The organism is Sinorhizobium sp. Y406, assembly GCF_058732025.1.
The window spans coordinates 1,653,022-1,678,970 of record NZ_CM178974.1 but is presented as its reverse complement, the minus strand read 5'-3'; the positions used below and the strand labels follow the sequence as shown (position 1 = coordinate 1,678,970).

At 62.9% G+C, this 25,949-nt stretch carries 23 protein-coding genes, 1 tRNA gene and 1 pseudogene; 7 read left to right on the top strand and 18 right to left on the bottom strand.

From position 1 onward, the window contains the following. The first annotated feature begins 44 nt into the window (after positions 1-44). Entirely contained in the window at positions 45-533 is a 489-nt protein-coding gene (locus AC4P1R_RS08030; protein ID WP_151611336.1) for an Lrp/AsnC family transcriptional regulator, read from the top strand. An 88-nt stretch (positions 534-621) separates the two neighbouring features. Here AC4P1R_RS08030 and AC4P1R_RS08025 read toward each other — a convergent pair whose 3' ends face one another. Next, entirely contained in the window at positions 622-1,320 is a 699-nt protein-coding gene (locus AC4P1R_RS08025) for a DNA alkylation repair protein (RefSeq protein ID WP_492177635.1), read from the bottom strand. Then, positions 1,317-2,186: an NAD(P)-dependent oxidoreductase gene (locus tag AC4P1R_RS08020; protein ID WP_492177634.1), complete on the bottom strand. Its 870-nt coding sequence runs from the start codon at positions 2,184-2,186 to the stop codon at positions 1,317-1,319. The genes AC4P1R_RS08025 and AC4P1R_RS08020 overlap by 4 nt, the downstream gene beginning before the upstream one ends. Before the next feature lie 175 nt (positions 2,187-2,361). On the opposite strand from AC4P1R_RS08020, the gene AC4P1R_RS08015 reads away from it, so the two are divergent. Next, positions 2,362-2,835: a VOC family protein gene (locus AC4P1R_RS08015; RefSeq protein ID WP_151611333.1), complete on the top strand. Its 474-nt coding sequence runs from the start codon at positions 2,362-2,364 to the stop codon at positions 2,833-2,835. Positions 2,836-2,956: 121 nt separating this feature from the next. On the opposite strand, the gene AC4P1R_RS08010 is transcribed toward AC4P1R_RS08015, so the two are convergent. Beyond that, positions 2,957-3,655 (bottom strand): winged helix-turn-helix transcriptional regulator, encoded by a 699-nt coding sequence (locus tag AC4P1R_RS08010; RefSeq protein ID WP_492177633.1) that lies wholly within the window; start codon positions 3,653-3,655, stop codon positions 2,957-2,959. Positions 3,656-3,756: 101 nt separating this feature from the next. Between AC4P1R_RS08010 and AC4P1R_RS08005 the strand changes: the two genes are divergently transcribed. The 3 genes from AC4P1R_RS08005 to AC4P1R_RS07995 all read left to right on the top strand — a co-directional run bounded on the left by AC4P1R_RS08005 (position 3,757) and on the right by AC4P1R_RS07995 (position 6,158). Then, complete coding sequence (locus AC4P1R_RS08005; protein ID WP_492177632.1) at positions 3,757-5,211, top strand: FAD-binding oxidoreductase; 1,455 nt, start codon at positions 3,757-3,759, stop codon at positions 5,209-5,211. A 182-nt stretch (positions 5,212-5,393) separates the two neighbouring features. Further along, entirely contained in the window at positions 5,394-5,804 is a 411-nt protein-coding gene (locus AC4P1R_RS08000) for a VOC family protein (protein ID WP_151611331.1), read from the top strand. A 3-nt stretch (positions 5,805-5,807) separates the two neighbouring features. Beyond that, positions 5,808-6,158 (top strand): VOC family protein, encoded by a 351-nt coding sequence (locus AC4P1R_RS07995; RefSeq protein WP_151611330.1) that lies wholly within the window; start codon positions 5,808-5,810, stop codon positions 6,156-6,158. An 81-nt stretch (positions 6,159-6,239) separates the two neighbouring features. On the opposite strand, the gene AC4P1R_RS07990 is transcribed toward AC4P1R_RS07995, so the two are convergent. Then, positions 6,240-7,061 (bottom strand): hypothetical protein, encoded by an 822-nt coding sequence (locus tag AC4P1R_RS07990; RefSeq protein ID WP_492177631.1) that lies wholly within the window; start codon positions 7,059-7,061, stop codon positions 6,240-6,242. A 174-nt stretch (positions 7,062-7,235) separates the two neighbouring features. Next, positions 7,236-8,063: a class I SAM-dependent DNA methyltransferase gene (locus tag AC4P1R_RS07985; RefSeq protein WP_492177630.1), complete on the bottom strand. Its 828-nt coding sequence runs from the start codon at positions 8,061-8,063 to the stop codon at positions 7,236-7,238. A gap of 194 nt (positions 8,064-8,257) precedes the next feature. Between AC4P1R_RS07985 and AC4P1R_RS07980 the strand changes: the two genes are divergently transcribed. Further along, positions 8,258-8,983, top strand: a complete 726-nt coding sequence (locus AC4P1R_RS07980; protein ID WP_492177629.1) for a DUF2270 domain-containing protein — start codon at positions 8,258-8,260, stop codon at positions 8,981-8,983. A gap of 33 nt (positions 8,984-9,016) precedes the next feature. Here AC4P1R_RS07980 and AC4P1R_RS07975 read toward each other — a convergent pair whose 3' ends face one another. The 4 genes from AC4P1R_RS07975 to AC4P1R_RS07960 all read right to left on the bottom strand — a co-directional run bounded on the left by AC4P1R_RS07975 (position 9,017) and on the right by AC4P1R_RS07960 (position 12,051). Next, positions 9,017-9,283: an usg protein gene (locus AC4P1R_RS07975; RefSeq protein ID WP_069458412.1), complete on the bottom strand. Its 267-nt coding sequence runs from the start codon at positions 9,281-9,283 to the stop codon at positions 9,017-9,019. Positions 9,284-9,472: 189 nt separating this feature from the next. Continuing rightward, on the bottom strand, positions 9,473-10,303 hold the full coding sequence (locus tag AC4P1R_RS07970) for an ABC transporter permease (protein WP_492177628.1): 831 nt from the start codon (positions 10,301-10,303) through the stop codon (positions 9,473-9,475). Then, entirely contained in the window at positions 10,300-11,103 is an 804-nt protein-coding gene (locus AC4P1R_RS07965) for an ABC transporter permease (RefSeq protein ID WP_069458414.1), read from the bottom strand. The genes AC4P1R_RS07970 and AC4P1R_RS07965 overlap by 4 nt, the downstream gene beginning before the upstream one ends. A gap of 165 nt (positions 11,104-11,268) precedes the next feature. After that, complete coding sequence (locus tag AC4P1R_RS07960; RefSeq protein WP_069458415.1) at positions 11,269-12,051, bottom strand: ABC transporter substrate-binding protein; 783 nt, start codon at positions 12,049-12,051, stop codon at positions 11,269-11,271. Between the two features lie 374 nt (positions 12,052-12,425). On the opposite strand from AC4P1R_RS07960, the gene AC4P1R_RS07955 reads away from it, so the two are divergent. Further along, positions 12,426-14,537 carry an OmpA family protein gene (locus AC4P1R_RS07955; RefSeq protein ID WP_492177627.1) on the top strand — a complete coding sequence of 704 codons (2,112 nt, stop codon included), beginning with the start codon at positions 12,426-12,428 and terminating at the stop codon, positions 14,535-14,537. Between the two features lie 202 nt (positions 14,538-14,739). Here the strand turns inward: AC4P1R_RS07955 and AC4P1R_RS07950 are convergent, their stop codons facing one another. The 9 genes and pseudogenes from AC4P1R_RS07950 to fdnG form a co-directional block, all read right to left on the bottom strand. Beyond that, positions 14,740-15,390 carry a glutathione S-transferase family protein gene (locus AC4P1R_RS07950; protein WP_492177626.1) on the bottom strand — a complete coding sequence of 217 codons (651 nt, stop codon included), beginning with the start codon at positions 15,388-15,390 and terminating at the stop codon, positions 14,740-14,742. Positions 15,391-15,633: 243 nt separating this feature from the next. Continuing rightward, positions 15,634-15,729: transfer RNA gene (locus AC4P1R_RS07945), tRNA-Sec, on the bottom strand. Between the two features lie 117 nt (positions 15,730-15,846). After that, positions 15,847-17,679 (bottom strand): annotated as a pseudogene (gene selB, locus AC4P1R_RS07940) (selenocysteine-specific translation elongation factor); the annotation flags it as partial. After that, positions 17,676-18,497 carry a tetratricopeptide repeat protein gene (locus AC4P1R_RS07935; protein WP_492177625.1) on the bottom strand — a complete coding sequence of 274 codons (822 nt, stop codon included), beginning with the start codon at positions 18,495-18,497 and terminating at the stop codon, positions 17,676-17,678. The gene AC4P1R_RS07935 and the pseudogene selB, both read right to left, overlap by 4 nt. Then, complete coding sequence (gene selA, locus AC4P1R_RS07930) at positions 18,481-19,905, bottom strand: L-seryl-tRNA(Sec) selenium transferase (protein ID WP_492177624.1); 1,425 nt, start codon at positions 19,903-19,905, stop codon at positions 18,481-18,483. Before selA ends, AC4P1R_RS07935 begins: the two co-directional genes overlap by 17 nt. Before the next feature lie 50 nt (positions 19,906-19,955). Further along, entirely contained in the window at positions 19,956-20,873 is a 918-nt protein-coding gene (fdhE, locus tag AC4P1R_RS07925; RefSeq protein WP_492177623.1) for a formate dehydrogenase accessory protein FdhE, read from the bottom strand. A gap of 98 nt (positions 20,874-20,971) precedes the next feature. Beyond that, on the bottom strand, positions 20,972-21,688 hold the full coding sequence (locus AC4P1R_RS07920; RefSeq protein WP_069458422.1) for a formate dehydrogenase subunit gamma: 717 nt from the start codon (positions 21,686-21,688) through the stop codon (positions 20,972-20,974). Next, entirely contained in the window at positions 21,685-22,626 is a 942-nt protein-coding gene (gene fdxH / locus AC4P1R_RS07915; protein ID WP_492177622.1) for a formate dehydrogenase subunit beta, read from the bottom strand. The genes AC4P1R_RS07920 and fdxH overlap by 4 nt, the downstream gene beginning before the upstream one ends. A 13-nt stretch (positions 22,627-22,639) precedes the next feature. Beyond that, complete coding sequence (gene fdnG, locus AC4P1R_RS07910) at positions 22,640-25,726, bottom strand: formate dehydrogenase-N subunit alpha (protein ID WP_492177621.1); 3,087 nt, start codon at positions 25,724-25,726, stop codon at positions 22,640-22,642. Between the last annotated feature and the right edge of the window lie 223 nt (positions 25,727-25,949).

Genomic DNA, 25,949 nt, shown 5'->3' with positions numbered 1-25,949 from the left:
CCAAATTCACGCTATAGAAGGAATAATATTCGAGAGGATTTCCCATGGACCGTCTGGACCGCAAAATCCTGCGTCTGTTGCAGGAGGATTCGACTTTGGCCGTTGCCGACCTTGCCAAGAAGGTCGGGCTCTCGACGACGCCCTGCTGGCGTCGCATCCAGAAGATGGAAGAGGACGGCGTCATCCGCCGGCGCGTGGCCCTTCTCGATCCCGTGAAGGTCAATACAAAGGTCACGGTGTTCGTGTCGATCCGCACCAATTCCCATTCGATGGAGTGGCTGCGCCGCTTCGCCGAGGTGGTGGCCGATTTTCCGGAGGTGGTGGAGTTCTACCGCATGAGCGGCGACGTGGATTATCTGCTGCGCGTGGTCGTTCCGGATATCGCGGCCTATGACGCCTTCTACAAGCGGCTGATCGCGAAGATCGAGATCCGCGACGTCTCCTCCGCCTTTGCCATGGAGCAGATCAAGTATACGACGCAGTTGCCGCTCGATTACATGGCCGTCGATCAGGCGAAGTCGGGCGAGGAATAGGTCGACTGAAGTTCAGGAGGCGGTGCAGATTTTTCCGGCAGAGCCTTGATTTTGCCGGGAGTCCCCGTTCTCCAATTGCACGCCGGACCTATCTGGAGAGGCCAAGCCGAACGCGGACCTGCGCACTCGTGAGTTCCCGCACGGCATCCTTTCCGATCCACCGCGCCGTGCGACTGTCGCTTGCGGCGAGTTTTTCCGCGAGAGCCAATGCAGGCCCATGGCAACCGACGCTCCGTTTGCCGACCTGCCTCAACGCCCAATTGACGCTCTTCTTGACGAAGTTGCGCCCGTCATCGGCGTGGGACTCGACGAGCGGCAGCCAGGTGAGGACCGCAGCATCGGGCTCCTTCTTGAGGTGAACGGCGGCGGTGGCGATCATCGCAAAGGCGAGGCGGCGGACGAACTCGCGTTCGTCGGCCGCGCATTCGGGGATCAGCGACTGCTCCAGTCGGGCGGCGACGAGAAGGTCGGCAAGCGTGTCGACGACTTCCCAGGAGTTGCAATCGTCGGCCCAGCGGCGCGCCTCGGGGAGCGTCATGGCCCTGGGATCGGCGGTATAGACCGCGAGGATGCGCGCCTCGCGGAGGCCGGATCGCCAGAGCTCGAGCGCGCGGGCGTGGTCCTTCTTCACCTGCCGGGCCATGCGGCGCAACGCGACGCTCGAAACGCCGAGCGCCGCTTCGGTCTCGATGCCGAAGCGCGCCATGCCTGCAATGCTTTCGGCCGAGCCGGCGCCGCGGAGATGCGCGATGATCTCTTCGGCCGAAGACGCTGGCGCGAGCGTCATTTTTCCAGCCGCGCGAGCAGGGACGACGTGTCCCAACGGTTGCCGCCGAGCGCCTGGACATCCGCGTAGAACTGATCGACCAGGGCCGTGACGGGAATCTTGGCACCGTTGCGCCGAGCTTCGGCCAGCACGATATCGAGGTCCTTGCGCATCCAATCGACCGCAAAGCCGAAGTCGTATTTGCCGGCATTCATCGTCTTGTGACGGTTCTCCATCTGCCAGGATCCGGCCGCTCCCTTGGAGATGACCTCGATCACCTTCTCGATGTCGAGTCCCGCCCTCTTGCCGAAATGGATACCTTCGGCGAGCCCCTGGACGAGGCCGGCGATGCAGATCTGGTTGATCATCTTGGTAAGCTGGCCGGCGCCGGCAGGTCCCATCAGGCCGACCATGCGGGCATAGGCCTCGATGACGGGCTTCGCCTTTTCGAAGACCTCGGCATCGCCGCCGCACATCACGGTGAGCACGCCGTTCTCTGCGCCCGCCTGACCGCCGGAAACCGGTGCGTCGATGAAATGCGCGCCCTTGGCGCGGGCGGCGCCGTAAAGCTCGCGGGCGACTTCGGCCGAGGCCGTCGTGTTGTCGATGAAGATTGCGCCGGCCCCGATTGTTTCGAAGGCACCGTTCTCGCCGGTGGTGACCGACCGCAGGTCGTCGTCATTGCCGACGCAGGCGAAGATGAACTCCTGGTCCGCGGCCGCCTCGGCAGGAGTGGCCGCCGCGCGTCCCCCGAATTCGGCCGCCCACCGTTCCGCCTTGGCGAGGGTGCGGTTGTAGACCGTCACCTCATGTCCTCCGCGGAGCTTGAGATGTCCGGCCATGGGGTAGCCCATGACGCCGAGACCGAGGAATGCGACTTTGGCCATTTGCTGCTGACTCCAGATTGCGTTGATAGGATTCACGGGGTGTGACCCTACTGCATGGATCCTCGAATCGGAACCGAGCGTGACTTCCGGGGTGGAGAAAATCGGTTGGCTGCCTATCTCGGGGGATAGCGACGAAAATCATTCCCGAATGGCAACACAGCGAAAGGAACGCGCAATGGCGAAGAATACGATTTGCCTCTGGTACGACAAGGACGCCGAGGCTGCCGCCCGCTTCTATTCCGAGGTCTTTCCCGACAGCGCGGTGACTGCCGTGCACCGCGCACCCAGTGACTATCCGGGCGGCAAAGAAGGCAACGTGTTGACGGTCGAATTCACTGTGGCGGGTATTCCCTGTATCGGCCTGAACGGCGGTCCCGTGTTCAAGCACAACGAAGCCTTCTCGTTCCAGATCGCCACCGACGATCAGGAGGAGACCGACCGCTACTGGAATGCGATCGTCGGCAATGGCGGCCAGGAGAGCGCGTGCGGCTGGTGCAAAGACAAGTGGGGGATTTCCTGGCAGATCACGCCGCGTGTGCTGACCGACGCGATGGCGGCTGGCGGCGACGAAGCAAAGCGCGCCTTCGAAGCCATGATGACCATGAGGAAAATCGACGTCGCCGCGATCGAGGCAGCGCGTCGCGGTTGACGCTCTATCGCGGTTTGCGGCCGAATTATCCGCTACAGCGCGCGATATAGACCTGACCGCGACCGCGGGCCATTCGAATTCGGGTCACGGGTGCCGCAGTCGCAGAACCGGATCCAGCATGTCAGCCTGCTGGGCTGTTAATGGTGTGCGAGACCGGCCTGATATGGGCGAACATGCTGCGGGCGTTCCAGCTCGGGAAGGCTCTTACCAGCGACGGCGGCCCGTCGAGTTGGATGCGGCCGTCGCCGGTGGCCTGGGCCCAGGTGAGCTGACCGGCGTGCCATTTGACGAAGGATTCGGCTTCCGCCGTGATGTAGAGGTCCTCGTCGAAGCCGGGAGCCGTCTTGCATATCTCGGTGTCTCCAAACTCGATGAGTAGCCAATAGCGCTCACGGCGCGGCCGGCCGGTGAAATCGAAACGGATGACGATGCGTCTCTTTGGGAGCCTGTCCCGGCGGAGCGCGTTGCACATCGACCACAGGGCCACAAAGGGGTCGAGGTGCTCGGGGGCGATCTCGAGCCAATGCGCGCCCCACTCGCCGAGCGACTGGCAGACCGTGAAGAGGTCGTGGCCCGCGGATGTGAGCTCGTAGTGGTGCCCCCGCCCGTCGGACTTGGGTGCCGACTCGACGACACCGACCCGTTCGAGTTGCTTGAGCCGCTGCGAGAGCAGGGTACGGGACAGTCCGGGCGCGCCATCCAGGATCTCGCTGAAGCTTCCACAGCCGAGGTAGAGGTTGCGAACAATCAGCGGCGTCCAGCGCTCGGCGAAGATCTCGGCGCCACGGGCGATAGGACAGTATTGGCCGTAGGTTCTCACGGCGCCAGTGTTCCACATCCGCCTTCGACTTTGAAGTCCAGATTCTTGACTTTACGGCCGTGCGCCGCGGTGGTCCGATGTGCTCGAAGAAAGAGGAGGACATGGTGATGATTTCGATAGCTGCGGAAATCGGCCAGCGGAGCAAAGAGCCTACCGTGTCGGAAATCGACGGCTTCCGAGGCCGGCTTATCAGTGCCACGCATGCCGATTACGATATCGCACGTTCAGTCTGGAACGGTGCCATCGACCGGCGCCCGTATCTGATCGCTCGATGCATCGGGGCCGCCGACGTCGTTGCGGCCGTGCGTTTCGCCCGCGACCACGGTCTGGAGATTGCCATACGGGGCGGAGGCCACAATGTCGCGGGTACCGCCGTTTGCAACGATGGGATCGTGGTCGACCTCTCGGCGATGCGGGGCGTGCGGGTCGATCCCGACCATCGCCGCGCCTGGGTGCAAGGTGGCGCGCTGTGGGGCGATGTCGATCGCGAGACGCAGACGCACGGCCTGGCCACTACCGGAGGAATCGTGAGCCATACCGGGGTCGCCGGGCTCACCCTCGGCGGTGGTGTCGGCTGGCTGATGCGCAAACACGGCCTCACGGTCGACAACCTCATGGCCGTCGACGTCGTCACGGCCGACGGCGAACTGCTGCGGGTGTCCGAGGATGACCACCCCGACCTCTTCTGGGCATTGCGCGGCGGCGGCGGCAACTTCGGCGTGGCCACCGCCTTCGAGTTCCGTCTCCACCCGGTGGGGCCCATCGTTTTGGCCGGGCCGATACTCTGGGACGCAACCGACGCTGGGGAGGTTCTCCGTTTCTACCGCGACTTCATCCGCGACGCTCCCGACGAGCTCGGCACGGTCGTGCGGTTCGGCGCAGCGCCGCCGCTGCCGGCCATCCCCGAGGACATGCACTGGCGTCCAGTGGTGATGGTGGGTAGCTGCTACGCCGGGCCGATCGAGGACGGCGAGCAGGCGCTCCGGCCGCTGCGCGCATTCCGCACTCCCATCCTCGACCTGATCGGTCCCATGCTTTACGCCGGATTCCAGAGCGCGCTCGACTCGACAGTTGTTCACGGTTGGAACTACTACTGGAAGTCCACCCATCTGCCCGAACTTCGCGACGATCTCATCGACGTGATCGCCGGGCACGCGTTCTCCTGTTCTTCGCCGCGATCCTACGCGGCGATGTTCCATCTCAAGGGAGCGGTGAGCCGAGCGGCGGCGGACGAGACGGCTTTCGGGAACCGACAGGCGTCGCATGCGCTCACCATTGACGCCGTGTGGGCCCCCGGCGAGAACTTCGGCGATCGGGACACCGCTTGGACGAGAGAGTTTTTCGTCGCCCTCGGCCCCTTCCGAGAAGGCGTCTACGTCAACTTCCTGGGCGGCGACGAAGACCCCGGCCGCGTCCGCGAGGCGTATGGCCACTCCATTTACGACCGGCTGATGAACGTGAAGACCAGATACGATCCCGACAACGCTTTCCACCACAATCAGAACATCCGCCCGAGAAAAAATGATCGTGCGGGTGCTTCCGACAGCGCGGGGTGAACTTGGATGGGGCGATGCTGGCGTTTGAGTGGGGCTGCGTCGTCGGGTGCGACTGTATCTAATCCCTTAAATCGGATGCGATTTGAGGATACGGTGGCGGGTCGCCGGGCAAAAATCGTCCAAGACTGTGGCTGCGTACGGCTTCAGCCTTCCCAATTTCTCATCAACGATCGGAGAGTCCCATGGCAGACAAGGCAAAGATTGGCGTTCCAAACGTCTTCCCCTGCTTGCGCTACGACGATGCGCCCAAGGCGATCGAATGGCTGAACGAGACCTTCGGTTTCGAAAAGCAGTTCGTGGTGCCAGGCGAGAACAATACAGTCGCGCACGCGCAGCTCCGCCTCGGCCCAGGCATGATCATGACGGGCTCCGGCGGCAAGCCGGATTCGACGAATCCCTGGGCGACTGAGCGCTTCGGCATCTATGTCGTGGTGCCCGACATCGAGGCGCATTATGCGCGCGCCAAGGCCGTCGGCGCGAAGATCGAGCGCCCGCTCGCAGAGACCGAATACGGTTCACGCGAATATTCCGCGCGCGACTGCGAGGGCAATCTCTGGAGCTTCGGCACCTATGACCCATACGCGGAGGCCTGATCGATGCAGGTCAAACGCATCATGGCCATCATCGCGGCCGAGGATGTTGCGGCAGCCGAGCGCTTCTACAAGGATATCCTTGGTCTCGACGTTCTGATGGATCATGGCTGGATCACGACCTACGGTTCATCCCGGAAGATGAGCGTTCAGGTCAGCTTCGCGTCCGAAGGCGGCTCCGGCGCGCCGGTGCCCGATCTCTCGATCGAAGTCGACGATCTCGACGCCGCCTTGCAGCGCATGAAGGAGGCCGGAGTCACAATCGAGTATGGCCCTGCCAATGAGCCCTGGGGGGTGCGCCGCTTCTTTGTGCGCGACCCGTTCGGGCGGCTCGTAAACATACTGATGCATATCTAAGCAGGGTCCGGAACAGTTCCTGCGCCGCGCAGCCAATCAGACGGACCGACTGAAAACTCGCACGGCGCAGCAAAAGTGTTCTCAGAACGATACGCTGCGGTTCGACCACATCGGGCCGCGGCGTTCCTCTTCCTTGAGGCTGCCGGTGCCATAGGAGAAGCGCAGGCCGCCGAAAATGATGTTGCTGTCGCCGGAGAGAGTGTCCGCCAAATCGACATCCGTGTACCTGTAGCCAGCGAACAACGTGACCGGAATCTGCTCGGGTCGGTAGTTCGCCGTGAGCTTCAGGGTCTGGACGTCCAGGTCGTCACCCCCGTCGGTTATGCGATCGAGCGTGCCGTCGACGTCGAAACGGACATTGTCCGTCGCGTACCAGCGTGCGCCGAGCGCGCCCATATAGTGATCGGCGTCGAGGCCGCCCAGATCGGTTTGGCCGTAGCCGGCCGCGCCCACCAGGGTCCAGGTATCCTGGAAGAAGGCGCCCTCGATACCGCCCATGTAGTCCTTGATGTCCTCCGACAGGCCCGCATCGAACCGGGACGCCCCGAAGAAGGCGCCGGCCGCATAGAGTTCGTCCCGATAATAGCCGTGAAGGCCGCCGTCGAACTTGTCGATATCGAGATCTTCGATGCCGACGCGTGCATAGCCGAGATCGACCTGCAGATTCATGCCGGAGCCGGCGTCGACATTGATCGCGCCCCTCAGTTCCCAGGCGTCCGCATCGACATCGTCGACGCTGTTCGCGTAGGAGCCCTCAACATATCCCGTTACGCCGCCAGAGGCGACTTCGACGACGGGCTCATGATACGCCCCCCAACCGACGAGCGGCTCATCCACGTCGGCAGAGAATGCGACGTTGGAACTCGATAAGAACAGCAGTGCAATAGTGGACGTTCGAAACACGGGCCCCATCTCCGTTACAGATCCGTCTGGACCCTAGCGGCGCATGGTTAATGCAAGCTAAACGCGAGCCGTTTTACCAACTCGCGATTGTGACTGGTGTTCAGAAGAGGCGGGGGGCGAGCGCAGGCAACGAAGCGCTGACGATGACGTTTTCAGGACTGCGTGGCGACGGGCTCAGGGCTTGAAGCGGGCGATGACAAGATGACCGGCGATCGGCGCGCCTTCTTCCATGCGAACGGTTATGTCGCCGATCTCGGCGATCTCGAATCCGGTCGCCGTCAGACGGTCTCTCAGATAGGCCTCCGAATGGGCGAAGCGCTGATGCGGGCCGACCATGTAGGAGCGTCCCGCGAAGTCTTCCTCGGGCAGCGTTTCGCTGGAAAAGATCAGCAGGCCGCCGGGGACGAGATTGTCGACGGCTCCGAAGAAAAGCGCTTCCAGCGCGCCCATATAAGGCAGGACATCCGTCGCGACGATCAGGTCGAACGCCTCGTCGTCATTGTCTTCAAGGAAATCGATGGCCTCGGCGACGTAAAGCGTGTCGTAAAGATCCTTCTCATGGGCGATCTCGACCATGATTTCCGACAGGTCGATGCCGGTGATCTCCTCCGCCATGTCGCGTAGGGCGCCGCCGGTCAGGCCAGTGCCGCAACCGAGATCGAGAGCCCGCTTGAACGGCGCCAATCGGAGCGCCTGGATACGCTGGCGGACGAGGAGCGGCACGCAATAGTCGAGCTGATCGACAAGGACATTGTCGAAGACCTCTGCGTGCTGGTCGAAGAGCGTCGCGACATAGGCATCCGGAGCCTTGATCGGCGTGTCGCCGCGCCCCATGGAGGCGAGACGCACGGAGGCTCCTCCGTGATCTTCCGGGTCGAGGTCCAGCACTTCCCGGTAGGCTGCTGCGGCGGCGTCGAAGTTGCCGGCTTTTTCCAAAGCGAGGGCGCGATTATAGGCTTCCGCCAGCGCTTCCTCGTCGATCTTCTTGCTCTTCTGCGTCATGGTCGCTTCTTACGACCGTGGGCGGCCTTTGGCAATTGCCTCGACGGAGCGGCGTTAGACCTCCGTGCCGTTCCGTGGGTGATCGGAACCTCAACCGATGGTCAAAAACTGACGAAGCGCAAGACTCCGGCATTTATCCGCAGCGGGAATGGAGTCATCATCGGCAAAACAATGAATTACCGGGAGGAATGCCGATGGCTTCTGAACTGAGCCCGCTGACACTGGAAACGGGACTGCCGGAGGAAAAAGGTCCGCCGCTGCCGCAGTCTTCGCAGGAGACGATCAATACGATCGTTCACTATTATCGCGGCGAACTCGGACGGATGGCGGGTTGGCGGGACCGGATAGACCGGACCTCGAACTGGGCGATCACGGTCGTCGCGGCGATGCTTTCCGTTTCCCTGTCGACCCCCACGTCGCACCATGGCGTACTGCTCTTTGCCATGCTGCTGATCAGCCTGCTGCTGTTGATCGAGGCGAGGCGCTATCGCTTCTTCGACGTTTACCGCGCCCGCGTGCGCCAATTGGAGCGTGGCTATTTCGCACAGGTGCTTGCTCCGGACGGAGTGCCGAGCGCCAAGTGGTCGACGTCCATCGCCACGAGCCTGCGCAAGCCAATCTTTCTGATGAGCTACAAGGATGCGGTCTGCCGCCGCTTGCAGCGCAATTACTGCTGGATGTATCTGATCCTGCTCCTGGCCTGGGCTCTGAAAATTTCTTCGTCGAAAATGTCCATGGCCGGCGAATTCCTCGGCCCCGTGCACTCCTGGAGAGACCTCTTCGAAAATACTGCCCTCGGTCCTTTGCCGGGTTCAATTGTGCTGATCTTCGTTGCGCTCTTTTACGGTCTCATTCTCTATGGCTCGTTTCGCCGGGAGGAGCGGGAGGGCGAACTGGCCCACGGTCAAGTGCATGTCTGACCGGATCGGTTGCACCGGGCCGGCGCGGAACGCTCAGTGGAGAATGAATTCTCCCTTCAGCGCCCGCCATTCGCTGGCGGATATCAGCTTGCGGTGCACGTAGCGTACCGAGTGCAACGGCCCGTCCAGCTTTTCCTGCCAGAACCTGAGGAAGTTGCGCATCTCCGGAAAGTCGGGCGCGATGTCGTAGTGCTGCCAGATATAGGTCTGCAGGAGAGCCGGGTGGTCCGGCATCCGATAAAGGATGTGGGCCGTCGTCAAGCCGTAACCCTTGAGTTGCAGTTCCATGTCGTTCGTCATCAAGAACCTCACTTCTTCACAAAGGTTGGTTTCTATGATGGGGCGCTTGATTCCTTAATCAAGAGCTAATATCTGTCGGAAATGCATAAAAAAAAGGTAATAACAACGGCTTAGCAGCAGCCTTTGGGGAGTGCTGCCAGGGCGCTTCCGTGGCGGCACGGGTCCGCAAAGGACGTTTTCCGGCCTGTTTCAGCGCTTCAGGTGCCGCGTCAGCCGGGCTTCGAGCCAGGCCCAGATGTTGCGCAGCAATTCCACCATGACGAGGTACAGTGCTGCTGCCCAGATATACATCTGATAGTCGAAGGTGCGCGAGAAGGCGCGCCGCGTCTCGCCCATCAGATCGAAAACGGTGACGATCGCGACGATCGCCGAGCCCTTGATCATCAGGACGATCTCGTTGCCATAGGGGCGCAAGGCAACGATCATTGCCTGCGGCAGGATCACCTTGAAGAAGGCGACGCCTCGCGGCAGGCCGAGGGCTGCGGCGCCTTCGTGCTGGCCCCGCGGCACGCTCTGGATCGCGCCGCGCAGGATCTCGGCCTGGTAGGCGGCGGTATTCAGCGTGAAGGTGAAGAGCGCGCAATTCCACGCATCGCGGAAGAACCACCACAGCCCCACGGAATCGAGCTCAGGGCGGAAGCTGCCGAGGCCGTAATAGACGAGGAAGAGCTGCGTGATCAGCGGCGTGCCGCGGAAGAAGTAGACATAGGCATAGGCGGGCCAGGACCAGAACCTGTTCTTCGACATGCGCCCGAGCGCCACGGGCAGCGACAGGACCGCCCCGAGCAGTATCGACGAGCCGACAAGCGCCAGCGTCACGCCCAGGCCGGAAAGGAAGCTCGGTCCGTAGCGCGAGAATTTCTCCGGGTCCCAGCCATTCACGACGGTGAGGAAAATGCCGACCGCGACTGCGAGCCAGATGCCGAGGGTGACGCTGCCGAGAAAGCGGGAGAGCGTGTAGGGCTTGGGCGGGGCCGGCGGCGGGGCCTGCGGCGGGATCATCGTTTCGGCAATGCTCATCGCCCCATCTCCGCACGTTTCGTCCGGCGTTCGATCGCCGAAAAGGCAATCGACGAAAGCATCGCGAGAATCAGGAAGAGGATGCAGGCAAGGCCGAAGAACTCGAAGGCTTGCTTGGTGACGCGCGCGGCAATGCCAGTCTGGCGCAGGATGTCGGGCAGGCCGATGACCGAGACCAGTGCGGTATCCTTGAGCAGGGCCATCCAGAGATTGCCGAGGCCGGGAAGGGCTATGCGCACCAACTGCGGCAGGATGACGAGCCGCATCGTGGCGCCGCGATGCAAGCCAAGTGCGTCCCCGGCCTCGTACTGTCCCTGGGGAATGGCCTTGAAGGCGGAGAGCAGCACCTCCGAGCAATAGGCGGAAAAGACGACTCCGAGCGCGATCATGCCGGCGACGAAGGCGTTGATCTCGACGGGTCCTTCGTAGCCGACGCCGGCAAGGAATTGCTGCACGAGAATCTGCAGGCCGTAATAGACGATGAACAGGGTCAGAAGTTCGGGCAGGCCGCGGAAGATCGTCGTGTAAATATTGGCTGCAAGTCGTAGCGACCGCTCATTCGACTGCTTGGCGAGTGCAATGAAGAAGCCGACGGTCAGCCCGATGGGCAGCGTGGCGATCGCCAGGCTCGCGGTGACAAGAAAACCATAGGCGATCTCGTCTCCCCAGCCGGTATCGCCGCAGGCAAGCAGCGTGTCCGATCCGAACAGGTTCAAGATGCCGATCGGGCCGCAGAACGGATCGATGATCGATATGACCCAGGCGAGACCGGAGTAAATGGCGGCAAACAGTCCGCTCATGCCGGTAGATTCCCCTTTATGTTCTTATTGTCGTCGATGACGCTTGTTCTTGTCTCTTCTTGTCAGACAAAAACGGCGGAAGGGCAAGCCGTCCGCCGTTGCATTTTCTTCATCAACCGAGAATTTCCCGGCATAAGCGCTCTATCGTCGCCGAAATCCCGGTGGTCAGCTGCCGTAGACGTCGAACGGGAAGTATTTCTCGTTGATTTCCTGATATTTCCCGTTGGCGCGAATGGCCTCGATCGCCTTGTTGAACTTCTCGCGCAGTTCGTCGTCGCCCTTGCGCAGGGCGATCCCGGCGCCTTCGCCATTGATGACCGGGTCGACCGGCAACGTGCCGAGCAGCTTGCAGCAGGCTCCGTCGTCGGTCTTCAGCCATTCAGAGATCACGACGACATCGTCGATGGCAGCATCGATGCGGCCGTTGGCGAGATCAAGCTTGTATTCGTCTGCCGTCGGATAGAGCTTCAGATCGGCACCCTTCATATGCGCTTCGGCATAGTTGGAGTGGGTGGTGGAGCTCTGCGCGCCGAGCGTCTTCCCGTCGAGCGCCGCTTCGGTCGCTTCGGTGATCGGCGAATCCTTCGGTACGACGATCGCCGGCGGCGTGTTGTAGTATTTGTTGGTGAAGTCGACCTTTTGCTTGCGTTCCTCGGTAATCGACATGGACGCGATGAACGCGTCATATTTCTTGGCGATCAGCGCCGGAATGGCGCCGTCCCAGTCCTGCGTCACGAAGGTGCATTCGGCCTTCATCTCCTCGCAGAGCGCCTTGGCAATGTCGATATCGAAACCGGTCAGCGTGCCGTCCGCCTCGAGATTATTGAAGGGCGGGTAGGCGCCTTCGGTGCCGATAACGACCTTTTCGCCCTCTGCCATGGCCGAGCCTGCCAGGAATACGAGAACGGCAGCCGATGCGGCAGCTGCCAGCCGTCTGGAAATACGCATGATGATCCTCTCTGTTGGCCGGCACCCGGTTTCTTGTTGTTCGCGGATGCCACATTTGCCCGGGGCGAGCGCCGCCGGTTGCCGCGATATTCGTACGGTTTTCCTGCAAAAATCAACAGGAAAGCGTCACGCGCGGAGCCGCCGTGTGCATTGCCGCATTTTCGGCGCCTCCGATCATCGCAGGCGATGAACGGCCCGTTCATGCGCAGTTAATGTAGGCTTCGATAGGCCTTAGGCGGAACCGACCCGCGGCTGTCGCGTTGCGATGGCGACAGTGCCGGCTGACATAAGGCCGGACAAGGCGTGCCGATGCGCCGGCAGCGAGCGGAAGGACGCCGCCGCTAGAGGCGCCGGTATCAGGAGGATGAAAGAGAATGACGATTCGATCGAAACTTTTCGCAACGGTCGCCCTGCCGGTTTTCGCGGCGTCCCTTGCAGTTCAACCGGCGTTGGCCGACAGCCTGAAGGCGCCGTTCGAAGTGGCGCAGGAAGGCGGCGAGGAGTTGTCGCCCGAAGAGCTGCTGCTCCTGAAGAAGCGCGAGCAAGAGCAGCGCAAGGCCGAGGAAGAGCAGCAACGTGCTGCCGAGGAAGAGCAGCAGCGCGCGGCCGAGGAAGAAAAGCAGCGGGCTGCCGAGGAAGAGCAGCAGCGTGCGGCTGAGGAAGAAAAGCAACGGGCTGCCGAGGAAGAGCAGCAGCGCGCTGCCGAGGAAGAAAAGCAGCGGGCTGCCGAGGAAGAACAGCAGCGTGCCGCCGAGGAAGAAAAGCAGCGGGCTGCTGAGGAAGAACAGCAGCGTGCGGCTGAGGAAGAAAAGCAGCGGGCTGCCGAGGAAGAACAGCAGCGTGCCGCCGAGGAAGAAAAGCAGCGGGCTGCCGAGGAAGAGCAGCAGCGTGCTTCCGAGGAAGAGCAGCAGCGCGCGGCTGAGGAAGAAAAGCAGCGTGCCGCCGAGGAAGAACAGCAGCGGGCTGCCGAGGAAGAGCAGCAGCGCGCCGCCGAGGAAGAAAAGCAGCGCCAGGCTGAAGAAGAACAGACCGCGGAAGAGCCGCCTGCTGCGACTGAGGACGAGACGACCGCCGAGCAGCCGTCAACCGAAGAACCCGCCGAGCAGACGGGCGAGGCCGAGCAGCAGCCGGCGCCGGAAGGCGAAGAGCCTGCCACAGCGGAGCAGATGCAGGCTGAACAGCCTGAAGGCCAGCCGGCTCCCGAAGTCGTCGACGAGCGAACGGTAGAAGAGAAGCAGAAGATCGCCGAGGACCCGGCGGCCAGCGATGAGACAGTCGTGCTCCCCGTCGAAGGTGGCGCGGCCGTGCTCGACAGCGACAAGGACGCCGACAATTTCGGCGGCAACCGGGCGCGCGAACTCCGGCGTCAGCAGCGTGAGGAGCTTCGAGCGAAGGAGGAGACCGTAGCGCCGCCGACCGACGACGCCGCCGCGCAGGCGGAGATTCCGGCTGATCTCAGGGAAGCACAGTCGCAACAGATGGAGGCGGCGCTCAGCGAAGAAGGTCAGCGAGTCGAGGCAGCTCCGGTCTTTGCCATTCCGGAGACGACGAACATCGTCAACAATACCGTCGTCAACAATACGGTTATCAACAACACGACGGTTAACAATGCGACAACCAACAATGTCACCGAGGTGCGGGTGGTCGAAGAGACCGAGAACCGCGTTATCCTCGAGGCCGGCGATCGCATCTTCGTGCGGGGCGACGACCGACCACGTTTGCGGCGTGACGCGGAAGAGACCTTTTACGAGGAACTGCCGCGCGGTCGCTACCGGGAGACGATCGTGCGTCCGGGCGGATACCGAATTGTCACTATCTACAACCGTTACGGCGACATTCTGCAGCGCACGCGCATCGACAGCGGCGGCAGCGAGTATGTGCTAATTTATTCGCCCGAGTATGAAGGACGTGATCGCCCGGCGATCGTCGATGTGGGCTACGAGCTACCGCCGATGCGGCTGACCATACCGGTCGACGACTACATCGTCGATTACGCGGAAGAACCGGACCGCGACTATTACGAGTTCCTATCCGAACCGCCGGTCGAGCGGGTCGAGCGGGTCTACACGATGGATGAGGTCCGCTATTCCGCCCGCCTTCGCGACAAGGTCCGCCGCATCGATCTCGACACCATCACCTTTGCGACGGGCAGCGCCGAGGTGTCGATGTCGCAGGCAAAGACATTGCGCAGGGTCGCCGACGCGATGGCGAAAATCCTCGAGAGGGACCCGGGCGAAACCTTCTTCATCGAGGGCCATACGGATGCCGTCGGCTCCGACCGCTCGAACCTGCTCCTGTCGGACAAGCGCGCCGATTCGGTCGCCACGCTGCTCTCCGAGGTCTACGGGATCGCGCCGGAAAACCTGGTGACACAGGGCTATGGCGAGCGCTTCCTCAAGATCCGCACACAGGAGGCGGAGCAGGAAAACCGCCGCGTCACCATTCGGCGCGTGACGCTTCTCGTACGCCCGGTGGCGCAACGATAAGCCACTGCATGTCTCCTTTGATCGAGCTCGGTTCAAGGGTAAAGACGTGCCGCAGACTCTGCATAGAGGCCCCAAGATCGGTTCCGATTTTGGGGCCTCTACGCTGCCGGCGGAATGGATGCAGAAGACGGTCGAGAGCATCTTGACGCTCCGAAGGGGCATACGGTTGCGGAGTGTGCCGATCGAGCCCTGAGGGGCCTTCTCAAGCGGTCGATGCGGCGGTGAAAACCGCCAACTGCGCGTCGAAAGCACGCTTGAATGCAGGCCGCGCTTCGCCGCGGGCGACATAGGCCGTAAGGTTCGGATATTCGTCCAGTAGAGCCGATCCTTTCAACCTGAGCAGCACCGTCACCATCAGAAGATCACCGGCGCTGAATTCGCCTTCGAGCCAGTCGGCATCGCCAAGTCGGCTCGAAAGGCCGTCCAGCCGTTTCCGAATGCTGGCCTCAAGGGCACGCAGGCGCTGTTCGTACCAAGGCTCGTTGCGCTCGAGGATCCTGGCAAGGGCGCGGTCGAAGATCGGCGGCTCCACGGTGTTGAGCGCGGCAAACATCCACGCGATCGCACGCGCCCGGGCATTCGCATCGTCCGGCAGCAGTCCCGCATGGCGCTCCGCGATATGGAAGACGATCGCTCCCGACTCGAACAGGGCGAGGTCGCCTTCTTCGTAGGTCGGAATCTGTCCGAAAGGGTGAAGCGCGAGATGCGCGGGTTCCTTCATCGCTTTGAAAGAAAGAAGACGGACGTCGTAGGGCCGTCCCACCTCTTCGAGCGCCCAGCGAACCCGCATGTCACGTGCCAAACCCTTGCCGCCATCGGGCGAGCGTTCAAAGGCGGTAATGGTTGGGGTCATCGGAAAGCTCCGGGTGATGGCAGGGCGCCGTACGGCGCGACTTGGGTGTCAGCGGTAATCCCTGTCATGGCCTGTCTCCAATATTTGCGCTTTGCATCCGGAGGACGAACGACCGGCGCCTCTCCCGACAACCGATCTCGGACCAAGAGAAATCCGGCACATGGATCGACCGCAGGAACACCTAGCTGCAGACTGGCCGCGCCGACACTGGCTCTAACGGGTACTCCCGGTCGCGTCCGATAATGGCGGAAGAGAGTGGGGGTCGAACCCACCAAGGACCGTCTCTCGGCCCCTCCCGGATTTGAAGTCCGGACATGCCACCGGGCATGAATCTCCTCCTGAAATGCCACGGCTAGCATTCGACAAATTGCCGAAGAAATCCAGACGGCTGCGATTGAGGCGGCGAAGATCGGCGCGGCGCAGCGTCACGCTGTGATGGTCGAAGAAGTCGAGGATCTGGATGGCGACCTTGCGGCCGTTGTCGACGCGATCACGGAACTGCATGGCGGTGAACCAGCCGTCGTCGGCCGCCTCGCCGATATCGGCGATGATGGCGACCATTTCCGCGATCGTGTCGCGCAAGAAGAAATGGTCGTGCGCCACCTCATGCACCTTGCCCATGCGGCCGCCGAGCTTCATGAGCCGGCGCACTTGCACCTCCGGCGCGCCCAGCAGGGCGGCAATGTCGCGCACGCGCGGCGGGCGGAAGCGCTTGGGTCCGCCGAGCAAGGGCTCGATCTCCTTCCAGAGCTTCTCATCGGCCAGGCTCATCGTCACCCGATGGCCCGCCAGCCGGACCCATGCGCCATCGAGGACGATTTCACCCGGCCGGACGAGAGCCTGTAACGCCGCGCGAAAGGCGGTCACCGGCAGGCGAAGCGGAAGTTCAGTGCGCAGCCGTTCGACCCCCATGCCGGCCAGGTCCGGATTTTCCACATGGAAGGCCCCAAGCCGCGCGAGAATATCGCTCCGCAGTCTCTCCCAGCTCTCCATCGACATGACAAGCGTCGCCGCGTCCGACGGCAGTTGAACGAGGTTGAGCGTCTGCGCCAGTGCGTTGGCTTCCGCCGCGGCAATCGCCCGGTCGCGGGCGAAGGCGCTGATGTCGGCAAAGAAGGGCGGAGCCGCAAGCAGGGCCCCGATTGCCTGTTTCGGCTCGGTCAGCGAGAGCGCTTGAAGTTGCGCCAATCGCTCCGGCGTGCGCCGCTTGCGGGCCGGTGCGCGCAGGTCGAGAAACCGGCCGCCACCGATCGTGCGTTGGGCGGAGGTGTCGCGGATGACGTAGCGGTCTCCGGCCGCCGCTGCGATCGGTCGGTCGAGAACGAGTTGGACGAGCGTCCGCGCTCCCGGCACCACCGTCTCTTCCGCCAGCAGGACGATACGGGCTCCGACGTCCGCAGACGCATGATGAAGCCGCACCGGAAACCAGTGGCCGATCGGCTTCGGCTCGGAGCCAAGCACCCGCAAGGTCGCATCGATGCGGCTCGTCGGCCCATGCAGGCTCGGGTCTGAGACCATGTCGCCGCGATGGATCGCGGTTTTTGTAATGCCATGGCCGACGAGATTGAGGGCGCAGCGATCACCGGCGCGGCCATTCTCGCTCGGCCGGTTCTGCGCGTGGATTGATCGCACCCGCGCCTGAAGTCCCGAAGGGCTGACGGTGATGTGATCCTCCACCGACACCTGTCCCGAAAGAACGGTCCCGGTGACCACCGTACCTATGCCCTGAATGGTGAAGGAGCGATCGACGGCCAGGCGGAAGCGCCCGGCCGTCTGCCGGCGCGCGAAGCGGCGAGCTTCAGCGACGATTTCGTCGCGAAGCCGCGCCACGCCCGTGCCGGATACCGTCGAAACCGGGATCATCGGCGCATCGGCGAGTGCCGTGCCAACGAGCTCGTTTCTGATCGCCTCCTCGACGTCCGCGAGGCGATCCTCTGCCACCAGATCGGCCTTAGCGATGGCAACGATACCGCGTTCGATGCCGAGAAGATCGACGATGGCAAGATGCTCACGCGTTTGGGGCATGACGCCGTCGTCGGCCGCGACCACCAGCAGGGCGAAATCGATGCCGCTGGCGCCGGCGAGCATGGTGTGGATGAATTTCTCGTGTCCCGGAACATCGATAAAGCCGATGGTTTCCGCCCCATCGATCGGCAGATAGGCAAAGCCGAGATCGATCGAGATGCCGCGATTCTTCTCCTCCTTCAGCCGATCGGTGTCAACGCCGGTCAGCGCTCGGACGAGCGATGTCTTGCCGTGATCGATATGCCCGGCGGTGCCGACGATCACCGTTCATCTCCCGTGGTGACGGGCTGAGCGGGCACGGCCGTTTCGGAGAGGGGAAGCGCGGCACGGCGCTCGGCCTCCTGCAACTCGTCCGCATCGAGCGCCGCGCGCACGGCGTCGTAGAAGGGTGCTGCCAGCGCGCTCCCGCCTGCGCGCGCCCTTGTCAGCCAGACGAAGGCTTCGACCGGATCGCGGGCGACGCCGCTTCCGAGATGATAGGCGGCGCCCAGCATCGCCTGCCCGTCGGTATCGCCGGCATAGGCGCCGCGCTGCCACCACTGAACCGCTTCGAAGGGATCACGGGCTACACCAACGGCATTGTGATAAAGCATGCCGAGCCGCGTCATCGAGGCGGCGCGACCGTCCTTCGCGGCTGCGAGTGCCCAGCGGCGCGCTTCCGCAAAATCGGGCTCGATGAGATCGCCCTCGAGCAGCATCCAGCTCAGCATGTCCTGGGCCTCGGTGTCACCCTGTTCGGCAGCCTTGCGGTAAAGGGAGGCCGCCCGTTCGTAGTCCGGCTCTATGCTCTCGCCCTTGAAGAGAAGCGTCGCGAGATTGCGCTGGCCGACCGGATCGCCGGCCTCGGCGGCGAGGCTCAGCCAGCGATAGGCAAGATTGTCGTTCCGCACGACGCCCAGTCCGCCGGCAAAGCATGCGCCGATATTGTTCTGGGCGCGGGCGTGTCCCGCCCGCGCCAGCGGCTCCCAGATTGCGAGCGCAAACTCGAATTCGCTCCTCTGCGCGGCGGCGAGCGCCTCGGCCATTCGGGAGGCATCGGTCTCGGCCGGGTTGCGCATGAAACGGTTAAGAAGGCTCGCCATCGGCACCTCCTTCGCAGGCCATGTCGAGATGCGCGAGATCGGCGACGAAGCCTTCCTCGTCTTCGAGACAGCGCAGGTCCAGGATCAGCGACCCGCGCTCGATGCGGCCGATGACCGGTATTGGCAGGCGCCTGAGCGCCGCCGCCACCTTTGCAAGCATGCGGCCGCTGCCCGAAGACGGTGTCAGCGCTAGCCCGGCACTTGGCATGGTCGCGAGCGGCAGCGCCCCGGAACCGATCTGGCTTTCGCAGGCAACGACCGACACGGCGAAAGCTCCCCCCGTCGCGCGCGCGACCAGGGGCGCGAGCCGCTCGGCCTGCGCTTTGATCTCGGTCTGCGGACGGGCAAGCAGCCGCATCGTCGGCAGGCGCTCATGGAGCCGGTCCGGGTCGCGATAGAGCCGGAGCGTCGCTTCCAGCGCCGCAAGGCGGATCTTGTCGACCCGGAGCGCGCGCTTCATCGGATTGCCATTGATCTTCTCGATCAAAGCCTTGCGTCCGACGATGAATCCCGCCTGTGGTCCGCCGAGCAGTTTGTCGCCGGAAAAAGTGACGATATCGGCGCCCTCGCTGATAGCCTCCCTGACGGTCGGTTCGTGCGCGAGCCCGAAGTGCTCGAGATCGGCAAGCGTGCCCGAACCGAGGTCGTTGATGAGCGGCACGGACCTGTCGCGGGCGATCGCCGCCAGTTCGCGTGCGCCGACTTCTTTCGTAAAACCCTCGATACGATAGTTCGAGGTATGGACCTTCAGGACCAGGCCCGTATCCGGGCCGATGGCGTCCCGGTAGTCCCGGGCATGGGTGCGGTTGGTCGTGCCGACCTCGGTGAGGCGCACGCCGGCACGCAGCATGATGTCCGGCATGCGGAATGCCCCGCCGATCTCGATGAGCTCGCCGCGGGAGACGATCGCCTCCCGCCCGGCGGCAAGACTGTTCAGGGTCAACAGCACCGCGGCGGCATTGTTGTTGACGACGGTCGCATCCTCCGCGCCGGTCAGCTCGCAGATGAGCCCGCGCAGGTGGTCGTCCCTTTCGCCGCGCTTGCCGCTCGCAAGGTCGAATTCGAGCGCGACAGCCTCGCGCATCGCGGCCATCGCGGCATCGATCGCCGTTTCTGCCAGCAATGCCCGGCCGAGATTGGTGTGGAGCACGGTTCCCGTCAGATTGAAGAGTGGGCGAAGCGTCGACCGCTCGTTCGCCTTGAGCGCCGCGACGGCGGCAGCCGCGATGGTCGCCGAGGAGGGAATGTCCGCGCCTTCCCGCACCGCCTCGCGGATGGAGGTCAGGACACGCCGCAAGGCCGCGGCAACGACCGGCCGCCCAAAACGTCCGACCGCGTCGGCGACGCCGGCCGATCTTAGAAGTTCGTCCACCGAGGGGATGTCACGTAACCTGACATTGGCGTCCATTTACGGCCCTCCGTTGCCCAAAACCGCTGCACACTTTTCGGCGACATGCATTAGAAGCCGGCCAGCAGCGGAGCGAACCCGCCGCGACGATAGCGGCCTTCGCGCATCAGCAGGTCGAGGCCGAGACTTGCGACATCGTCGGCTACGGGTTCAACCGCCGGGGCTTTGTTCTGATAGAAGATCTTCGTCCATCCCTGGCATTCGTCGCAGGTCTCGGCCTTGACGAAGCCGCCGTGGTTCTCGATCTCCCGGTAGCCGATCCCCTTCGTCGAGCCGCAAAGTACGCATTTGATGCGGACATAGTGCCAGAGCGTCGAGCAAAGCGAGCAGCAGCAGAACCGTGCGCCATGCGAGCCCGGCCAGCCGACCACCATGGACGAGGCCGGCCTGCCGCCGCAGACCGGGCAAATGCCGTCGGCGACCGGCGTCAGCGATCCCGCATCGAGAACCGAGGCGAGGCGGGCGAAATGCACCTGAAGCGCTGCCCAGACGAAAATATGCTCGGCGATCGCGTCAGCGGGCAATGCCCCGGAGAGCACGGTTTCCGCCATTGCAAGATGCGCTTTCGGATCGGCGCCGGCAGCGCGCGTAAGCGCCTCGGCGGCGGCCTGCGGCTTGTCGATTGCGTCAGCGGCGGCGAACAGACGGTCGAAAGTGGCATGGACCGTCTCGTCGCCCTCCATGCCGTTGCGGTGGAGCGGCGGCATTTCGAATTCGCGGGCGCGCAGGATCACTGCGGGGTTGGGACTTTCGGGAGGCGGGAGCTCGGCCTGAATTTGGTGCTGGGCGTCCGCCAGTCCGGCAAGGAAACGGAGATAAGGGGCGAGGTCGCTGGCTTCGGCCAGTTGCCGCAGGCGCATGGCCCGGATGGAGAAGAGCGAAGCGGGGTCGGGAAGGTGCGCGAGGGGCGGCGAGGAAACTTCTCCGATCGCGGTGGGATCCGGTTCGACAGGGCTTTTGCGTTTCATCACACTCCTCACGAACCCCACGGGCCACGTGATACGAACCCATTCTCACGGTTGAGCGGGATGCGGGCAGAGAACCGCGCACACTTTCTCATCCTGCTCTATTCGGCTGCTGTCTTTTTCTGGTCTTCTGCCGGTTCTGTCGGTGGTGTGGCGACCAGTTCGCGCAGCCACTTGCGGTGATAGCGCCAAGCCCAGCCGCCAGTGACCGAACCGCGTACCATTCCGCGTATCGTACCCTTTACCCAGATCGCTGCATAGACGTGGACGATCCAGACGCTGATCGCGAGGACGGCGGCGATCGAATGCAAGAGAAGCGCCCATCGCTTCTGTTCGATCGTGGTGTAGGCCGCGAAATACTGGTCCCAGATGACGACGCCGGAGGTTATCAGTACGACGATCAGGATCGACATGGACCAGAAGACGAGTTTCTGCCCGGCATTGTACTTGCCGACCTCAGGCAGGCGCTCGTCATGGGCGGTCAGGACATCGCGCACGCGCGCAAGCCAGGTGCCGTCCTCCCGCTTCCAGAGATTAAGCTTCCAGAAGCGGAGGAAAAGACCGAGGAAGCCGAAGAATAGGACGACGCCGATCCAGGGATGGATGGTGCGCACCCATTGGCCGCCGCCGAACAGCGCCGACAGGAAGAAAAGCCGCGGGTGGAACAGGGATAGGCCGGAAAGTGCCAGCAGCACGAGGCTCGTCGCCGTGATCCAGTGATTGATCCGCGCGGCACCGGTATAACGATCGACCGTGACAGGCTTGCCGGGATGAACGCTGTCGCCTTTCGCGACGTCATACTCCGTCTCCGTGCTCATGAGGAACGATCTCCCGTCAGCCTTTCAGCGGCCTCCTCGTCCTCCTCGGAGACGCGGTTGGGGCCGTTGACCATGTAGTGGAGGAACCCGGTCACCGCCGCGACGCCCATCACGGCGAGCCCGGCATATTTGGTGACGCCCTTCCAGGCCTCGACGACCGGGCTGATCCGCGGACTGTTGGGCAGGCCGGCGTAAATCTCGGGCTTGTCAGCATGGTGCAGCACATACATGACATGCGTACCGCCGACGCCCGGCGGATCGTAAAGGCCGGCATTTTCAAAGCCGCGGGACTTGAGGTCGGCAATCCGCCCCTCGGCATGATTCTTCATCTCCTCCTTGGTGCCGTAGACGATCGCTTGCGTCGGGCAGGCCTTGGCGCAGGCCGGGCCCTGGCCGACGGCGATGCGATCGGAGCAGAGCGTGCATTTGTAGGCCGTGTGGTCGACCTTGGAGATCCGCGGAATATTGAACGGGCATCCCTTGATGCAATAGCCGCAGCCGATGCAGTTCTCGTGGACGAAATCCACGATGCCGTTCGAATATTGCACGATGGCACCGGGGGCGGGGCAGGCCTTCAGGCAGCCCGGATCCTCGCAATGCATGCAGCCGTCCTTGCGGATCAGCCATTCCAGATTGTTCGTCTCCGGATTTTCCCACTCGGTGAACCGCATCAGCGTGAACATATCCGGCGTCAGATCATGCGGATTCTCGTAGACGCCGGCATTGGCCTCGAGGTCGGGATGGGTGTCGTTCCATTCGATGCAGGCCGCCTGGCAGGCCTTGCAGCCGATGCATTTCGAGACGTCGATGAGCTTGGCCACCTCGGTCTGGCGCTCGGCCGGCGGCGTTATGGTCGACGCCGACCGCCGGATCAGATCCTTCTCGCCGAACTTCGAGGTTTGAGGTCCGGTGGTGGGGTTTGGGACAGGCGGGAACATGGCTTCTGCCTCCTCATGCCGCCGGCCCGGCGATGGGCTCGATATTGACCAGGAACGCCTTGTATTCCGGCGTCTCGATATTGGCGTCGCCGACGAACGGCGTCAGCGAATTCGGGCCGAAGCCCTTCTTCGCCGCTCCGGTGAAGCCCCAGTGCAACGGTATGCCGACGACATGGATCGGTTTGCCGTCGCAGATCAGAGGCTTGATCCGCTTGGTGACGACGGCCTTCGCCCGGACCTCTCCGCGCTTGGACCAGACGCGCACCCAGCCGCCGCCAGTGATGCCTTTCTCCGCCGCGAGCTGTTCGGAAATCTCGACGAAGAATTCCGGCTGCAGCACCGCATTCGTCCGGCAATGCTTGGTCCAATAGTGGAAGTGCTCCGTCAGGCGGTAGGACGTGGCCGCATAGGGGAACTCCTCAGAGGCCGGTTCGGCGAACTGCTCGAAATCACCGGCAAACACGCGCGCCGCAGGGTTGCCGCGCACGTTCGGGGCGACGAGATTGCCGAGCGGGGATTCGAACGGCTCGTAATGGGCCGGGAACGGACCGTCGCGCATCAGCCCCCGGGTGAAGAGACGCGAGACACCTTCCGGATTCATGATGAACGGCCCGACCACCGCGGGATTTGCCGTCGGCGCGATATCGGGCACGTCGTAGCCGGTCCATTTCGTGCCGTCCCATTCGATCAGCTTGCGGCTCGGATCCCAAGGCTTGCCGTTCAAGTCCGCCGAAGCTCTGTTGTAGAGGATGCGGCGGTTGGCGGGCCACGAGAACGCCCATTTGGGATAGGCGCCGATCTCGTCCGGATCCGACGTGTCGCGCCGGGCCATGTTGTTGCCGTTCTCGTTGAAGCAGCCGGAATAGATCCAGCAGCCGCAGGCGGTCGAACCGTCGTCGCGCAAGGCCGCGAAACCGGGCACGAGCTTGCCGGCCTCCACCAAAACCTTGGTCGGGTCGGCGGTGTCGTAGACGGCGGCAAGCGCCTTGCCATTGATCTCCTTGGCAAGCTCTTCCGCAGTCGGTTCTCCTGGGTCCGCATAGGCCCAGTCGAGATTGACGATCGGGTCGGGGAAGGTCCCGCCTTCCTGGCGGTAGAGCTCCTTCAGGCGCGTATGGATCTGCGCCATGATCCAGTTGTCGGTTCTTGCCTCGCCGGGAGGCGCGCCGCCCGGCCAATGCCACTGCAGCCAGCGGCCGGAATTGGTGAGTGAGCCTTCGTCTTCGGCAAAGCAGGTGGAGGGCAATTGGATAACCTCCGTCTGGATCGTGGAAGAATCGACGTCGTTGAACTCGCCATGGTTCTCCCAGAACCGCGCCGTCTCCGTATCGAGCGGATCCATCGTGACGAGATATTTGAGCTTCGACAGCGAGTCCGTCAGCTTCTTCCGGTTCGGGGCCGCAAGCAGCGGGTTGAAGCCCTGGCAGATATATCCGTTCACCTTGCCCTGGTTCATGAGCTCGAAGACACGCAGAACGTCGTAGCCGGAGACGTCGAGCTTCGGCAGCCAATCATAGGCGAAATTGTTTTCCGGCGTCGCCGCCGAACCCCACATCGCCTTCTGGAAGCTGACGAAGAACTTCCTGTAGTTCTGCCAGTAGCTCATCTGGTTGGGTCTGAGCGGCTTGAAACCGCGTGACGACATGTAGGTCTCTAAATCGGCCTCCTTCTCGTTCGGTATCGTTAGATAGCCGGGGATCAGGTTCGACATCAGCCCGACATCGGTGAGGCCCTGGATGTTCGAGTGCCCGCGCAACGCATTCATGCCGCCGCCGCGCATGCCGATATTGCCGAGGATCAACTGCAGCATCGCCATGGCGCGGATATTCTGCGAGCCTTTCGAATGCTGCGTCCAGCCGAGCGCATACATCGAGGTCATCACCTTGGTCGGCGATGAGCACTCGGCGATCATCTCGGCCACCTTCAGGAACGTGTCCTTCGGCGTGCCGCAGATCCGCTCCACCATCTCTGGCGTGTAGACGGAGACATGCTCCTTCAACAGGCTCCAGACGCAGCGCGGATTCGTCAACGTCTCGTCCACGGCCGCAAAGGCGTCGGGGGCGATGACATAGTCCCAGCTCGACCTGTCGTAATCGCGCTTTGCCTCGTCATAACCGGTGAAGAGCCCGTCCTTATACTCAAAGCCGTCCCTGACGATGAAGCTGGCATTGGTGAACGCTTTCACATAGTCCCACTGCACCTTGTCGTTCTTGATGCAGTGGTTGATGACGCCGAGCAGGAAGGCGATGTCGGTGCCCTGACGGATAGGCGCGTAAACATCGGCCACCGATGCGGACCGGGTGAAGCGTGGATCTACGACGATCAGCTTCGCGCCGCGATTGGCTTTTGCCTCGGTCACCCACTTGAAGCCGCACGGATGCGCCTCGGCGGCATTACCGCCCATGATGATCACGAGGTCGGTATTCTTGATGTCCGTCCAGGAGTTGGTCATTGCGCCACGGCCGAAAGTTGGAGCCAAACTGGCTACCGTAGGGCCGTGTCAGACACGCGCTTGGTTGTCGAAGGCGAGCATCCCGGTGCTGCGGACGACCTTATAGGTCTCCCACGCCGTCTCGTTCGTCGTCGCCGAGGCCGCAAGGAAACCGGTCGTCAGCCATCGGTTCACGGTTTGGCCGGCATCGTTCGTCTCGACGAAATTGGCGTCGCGGTCGTCCTTCATCAGCCGAGCGACCCGGTCGAGCGCCTCCTCCCAACCGACCCGCTCGAACTTGTCCGAACCGGGCTTGCGGATCATCGGATATCGGAGGCGGGTATCGGACTTGACGAAATCGAGCAGCGCCGCGCCTTTCGGACAGAGCGTGCCGCGGTTCGTCGGGTGATCGGTATCACCCTCGATATGCATGATCTCCGCCTGCTCGCCCTTCTTCAGGTCACCCTTCGAATAGAGGATGACGCCGCATGCGACGGAGCAATAGGGACAAGTGTTGCGCGTTTCGGTGGTGTTCACGAGCTTGAAGCCGCGGATTGCCTCGGCATGCGCCGCCTCGATTTCACCAAAGCCAAAAGCACCAAGCGCCGTTGCCGCCACTCCGGCACCGGCTGCGCCGAGAAACTGGCGCCGCGAGAGTTCCATGTTCATTGCATGACACCTCCCCTGAATCCGGCTTTGCCGAACCGGGCGTGCCGGAACAACTGCGATGCGCCGCTGCCGCATGTCTCCCTTTGACCACCTCGGAGACGTCTGAAGCGCGGCGCTGCAATGCAAACTCGACCTTTGAAATTAGAATCTTAGCCGTCTCTGTTCTATTGTCAAATTAATAAGAACGGAAACGATGACTTGTTGAATGCCAGGGTAACTCCGT

Bases quoted from the DNA above. Each gene is read 5' to 3' on its own strand.
- AC4P1R_RS07970 (WP_492177628.1), bottom strand. From the start codon at position 10,303: ATGAGCATTGCCGAAACGATGATCCCGCCGCAGGCCCCGCCGCCGGCC.
- AC4P1R_RS07920 (WP_069458422.1), bottom strand. From the start codon at position 21,688: ATGAGCACGGAGACGGAGTATGACGTCGCGAAAGGCGACAGCGTTCAT.
- AC4P1R_RS07950 (WP_492177626.1), bottom strand. From the start codon at position 15,390: ATGACCCCAACCATTACCGCCTTTGAACGCTCGCCCGATGGCGGCAAG.
- AC4P1R_RS08015 (WP_151611333.1), top strand. From the start codon at position 2,362: ATGGCGAAGAATACGATTTGCCTCTGGTACGACAAGGACGCCGAGGCT.
- fdhE (WP_492177623.1), bottom strand. From the start codon at position 20,873: ATGAAACGCAAAAGCCCTGTCGAACCGGATCCCACCGCGATCGGAGAA.
- AC4P1R_RS07960 (WP_069458415.1), bottom strand. From the start codon at position 12,051: ATGCGTATTTCCAGACGGCTGGCAGCTGCCGCATCGGCTGCCGTTCTC.
- AC4P1R_RS07935 (WP_492177625.1), bottom strand. From the start codon at position 18,497: ATGGCGAGCCTTCTTAACCGTTTCATGCGCAACCCGGCCGAGACCGAT.
- AC4P1R_RS08020 (WP_492177634.1), bottom strand. From the start codon at position 2,186: ATGGCCAAAGTCGCATTCCTCGGTCTCGGCGTCATGGGCTACCCCATG.
- selA (WP_492177624.1), bottom strand. From the start codon at position 19,905: ATGGACGCCAATGTCAGGTTACGTGACATCCCCTCGGTGGACGAACTT.
- AC4P1R_RS08000 (WP_151611331.1), top strand. From the start codon at position 5,394: ATGGCAGACAAGGCAAAGATTGGCGTTCCAAACGTCTTCCCCTGCTTG.
- AC4P1R_RS07980 (WP_492177629.1), top strand. From the start codon at position 8,258: ATGGCTTCTGAACTGAGCCCGCTGACACTGGAAACGGGACTGCCGGAG.
- fdxH (WP_492177622.1), bottom strand. From the start codon at position 22,626: ATGTTCCCGCCTGTCCCAAACCCCACCACCGGACCTCAAACCTCGAAG.
- AC4P1R_RS08030 (WP_151611336.1), top strand. From the start codon at position 45: ATGGACCGTCTGGACCGCAAAATCCTGCGTCTGTTGCAGGAGGATTCG.
- AC4P1R_RS07995 (WP_151611330.1), top strand. From the start codon at position 5,808: ATGCAGGTCAAACGCATCATGGCCATCATCGCGGCCGAGGATGTTGCG.
- AC4P1R_RS07955 (WP_492177627.1), top strand. From the start codon at position 12,426: ATGACGATTCGATCGAAACTTTTCGCAACGGTCGCCCTGCCGGTTTTC.
- AC4P1R_RS07975 (WP_069458412.1), bottom strand. From the start codon at position 9,283: ATGACGAACGACATGGAACTGCAACTCAAGGGTTACGGCTTGACGACG.
- AC4P1R_RS08005 (WP_492177632.1), top strand. From the start codon at position 3,757: ATGGTGATGATTTCGATAGCTGCGGAAATCGGCCAGCGGAGCAAAGAG.
- AC4P1R_RS07985 (WP_492177630.1), bottom strand. From the start codon at position 8,063: ATGACGCAGAAGAGCAAGAAGATCGACGAGGAAGCGCTGGCGGAAGCC.
- AC4P1R_RS07965 (WP_069458414.1), bottom strand. From the start codon at position 11,103: ATGAGCGGACTGTTTGCCGCCATTTACTCCGGTCTCGCCTGGGTCATA.
- AC4P1R_RS08025 (WP_492177635.1), bottom strand. From the start codon at position 1,320: ATGACGCTCGCGCCAGCGTCTTCGGCCGAAGAGATCATCGCGCATCTC.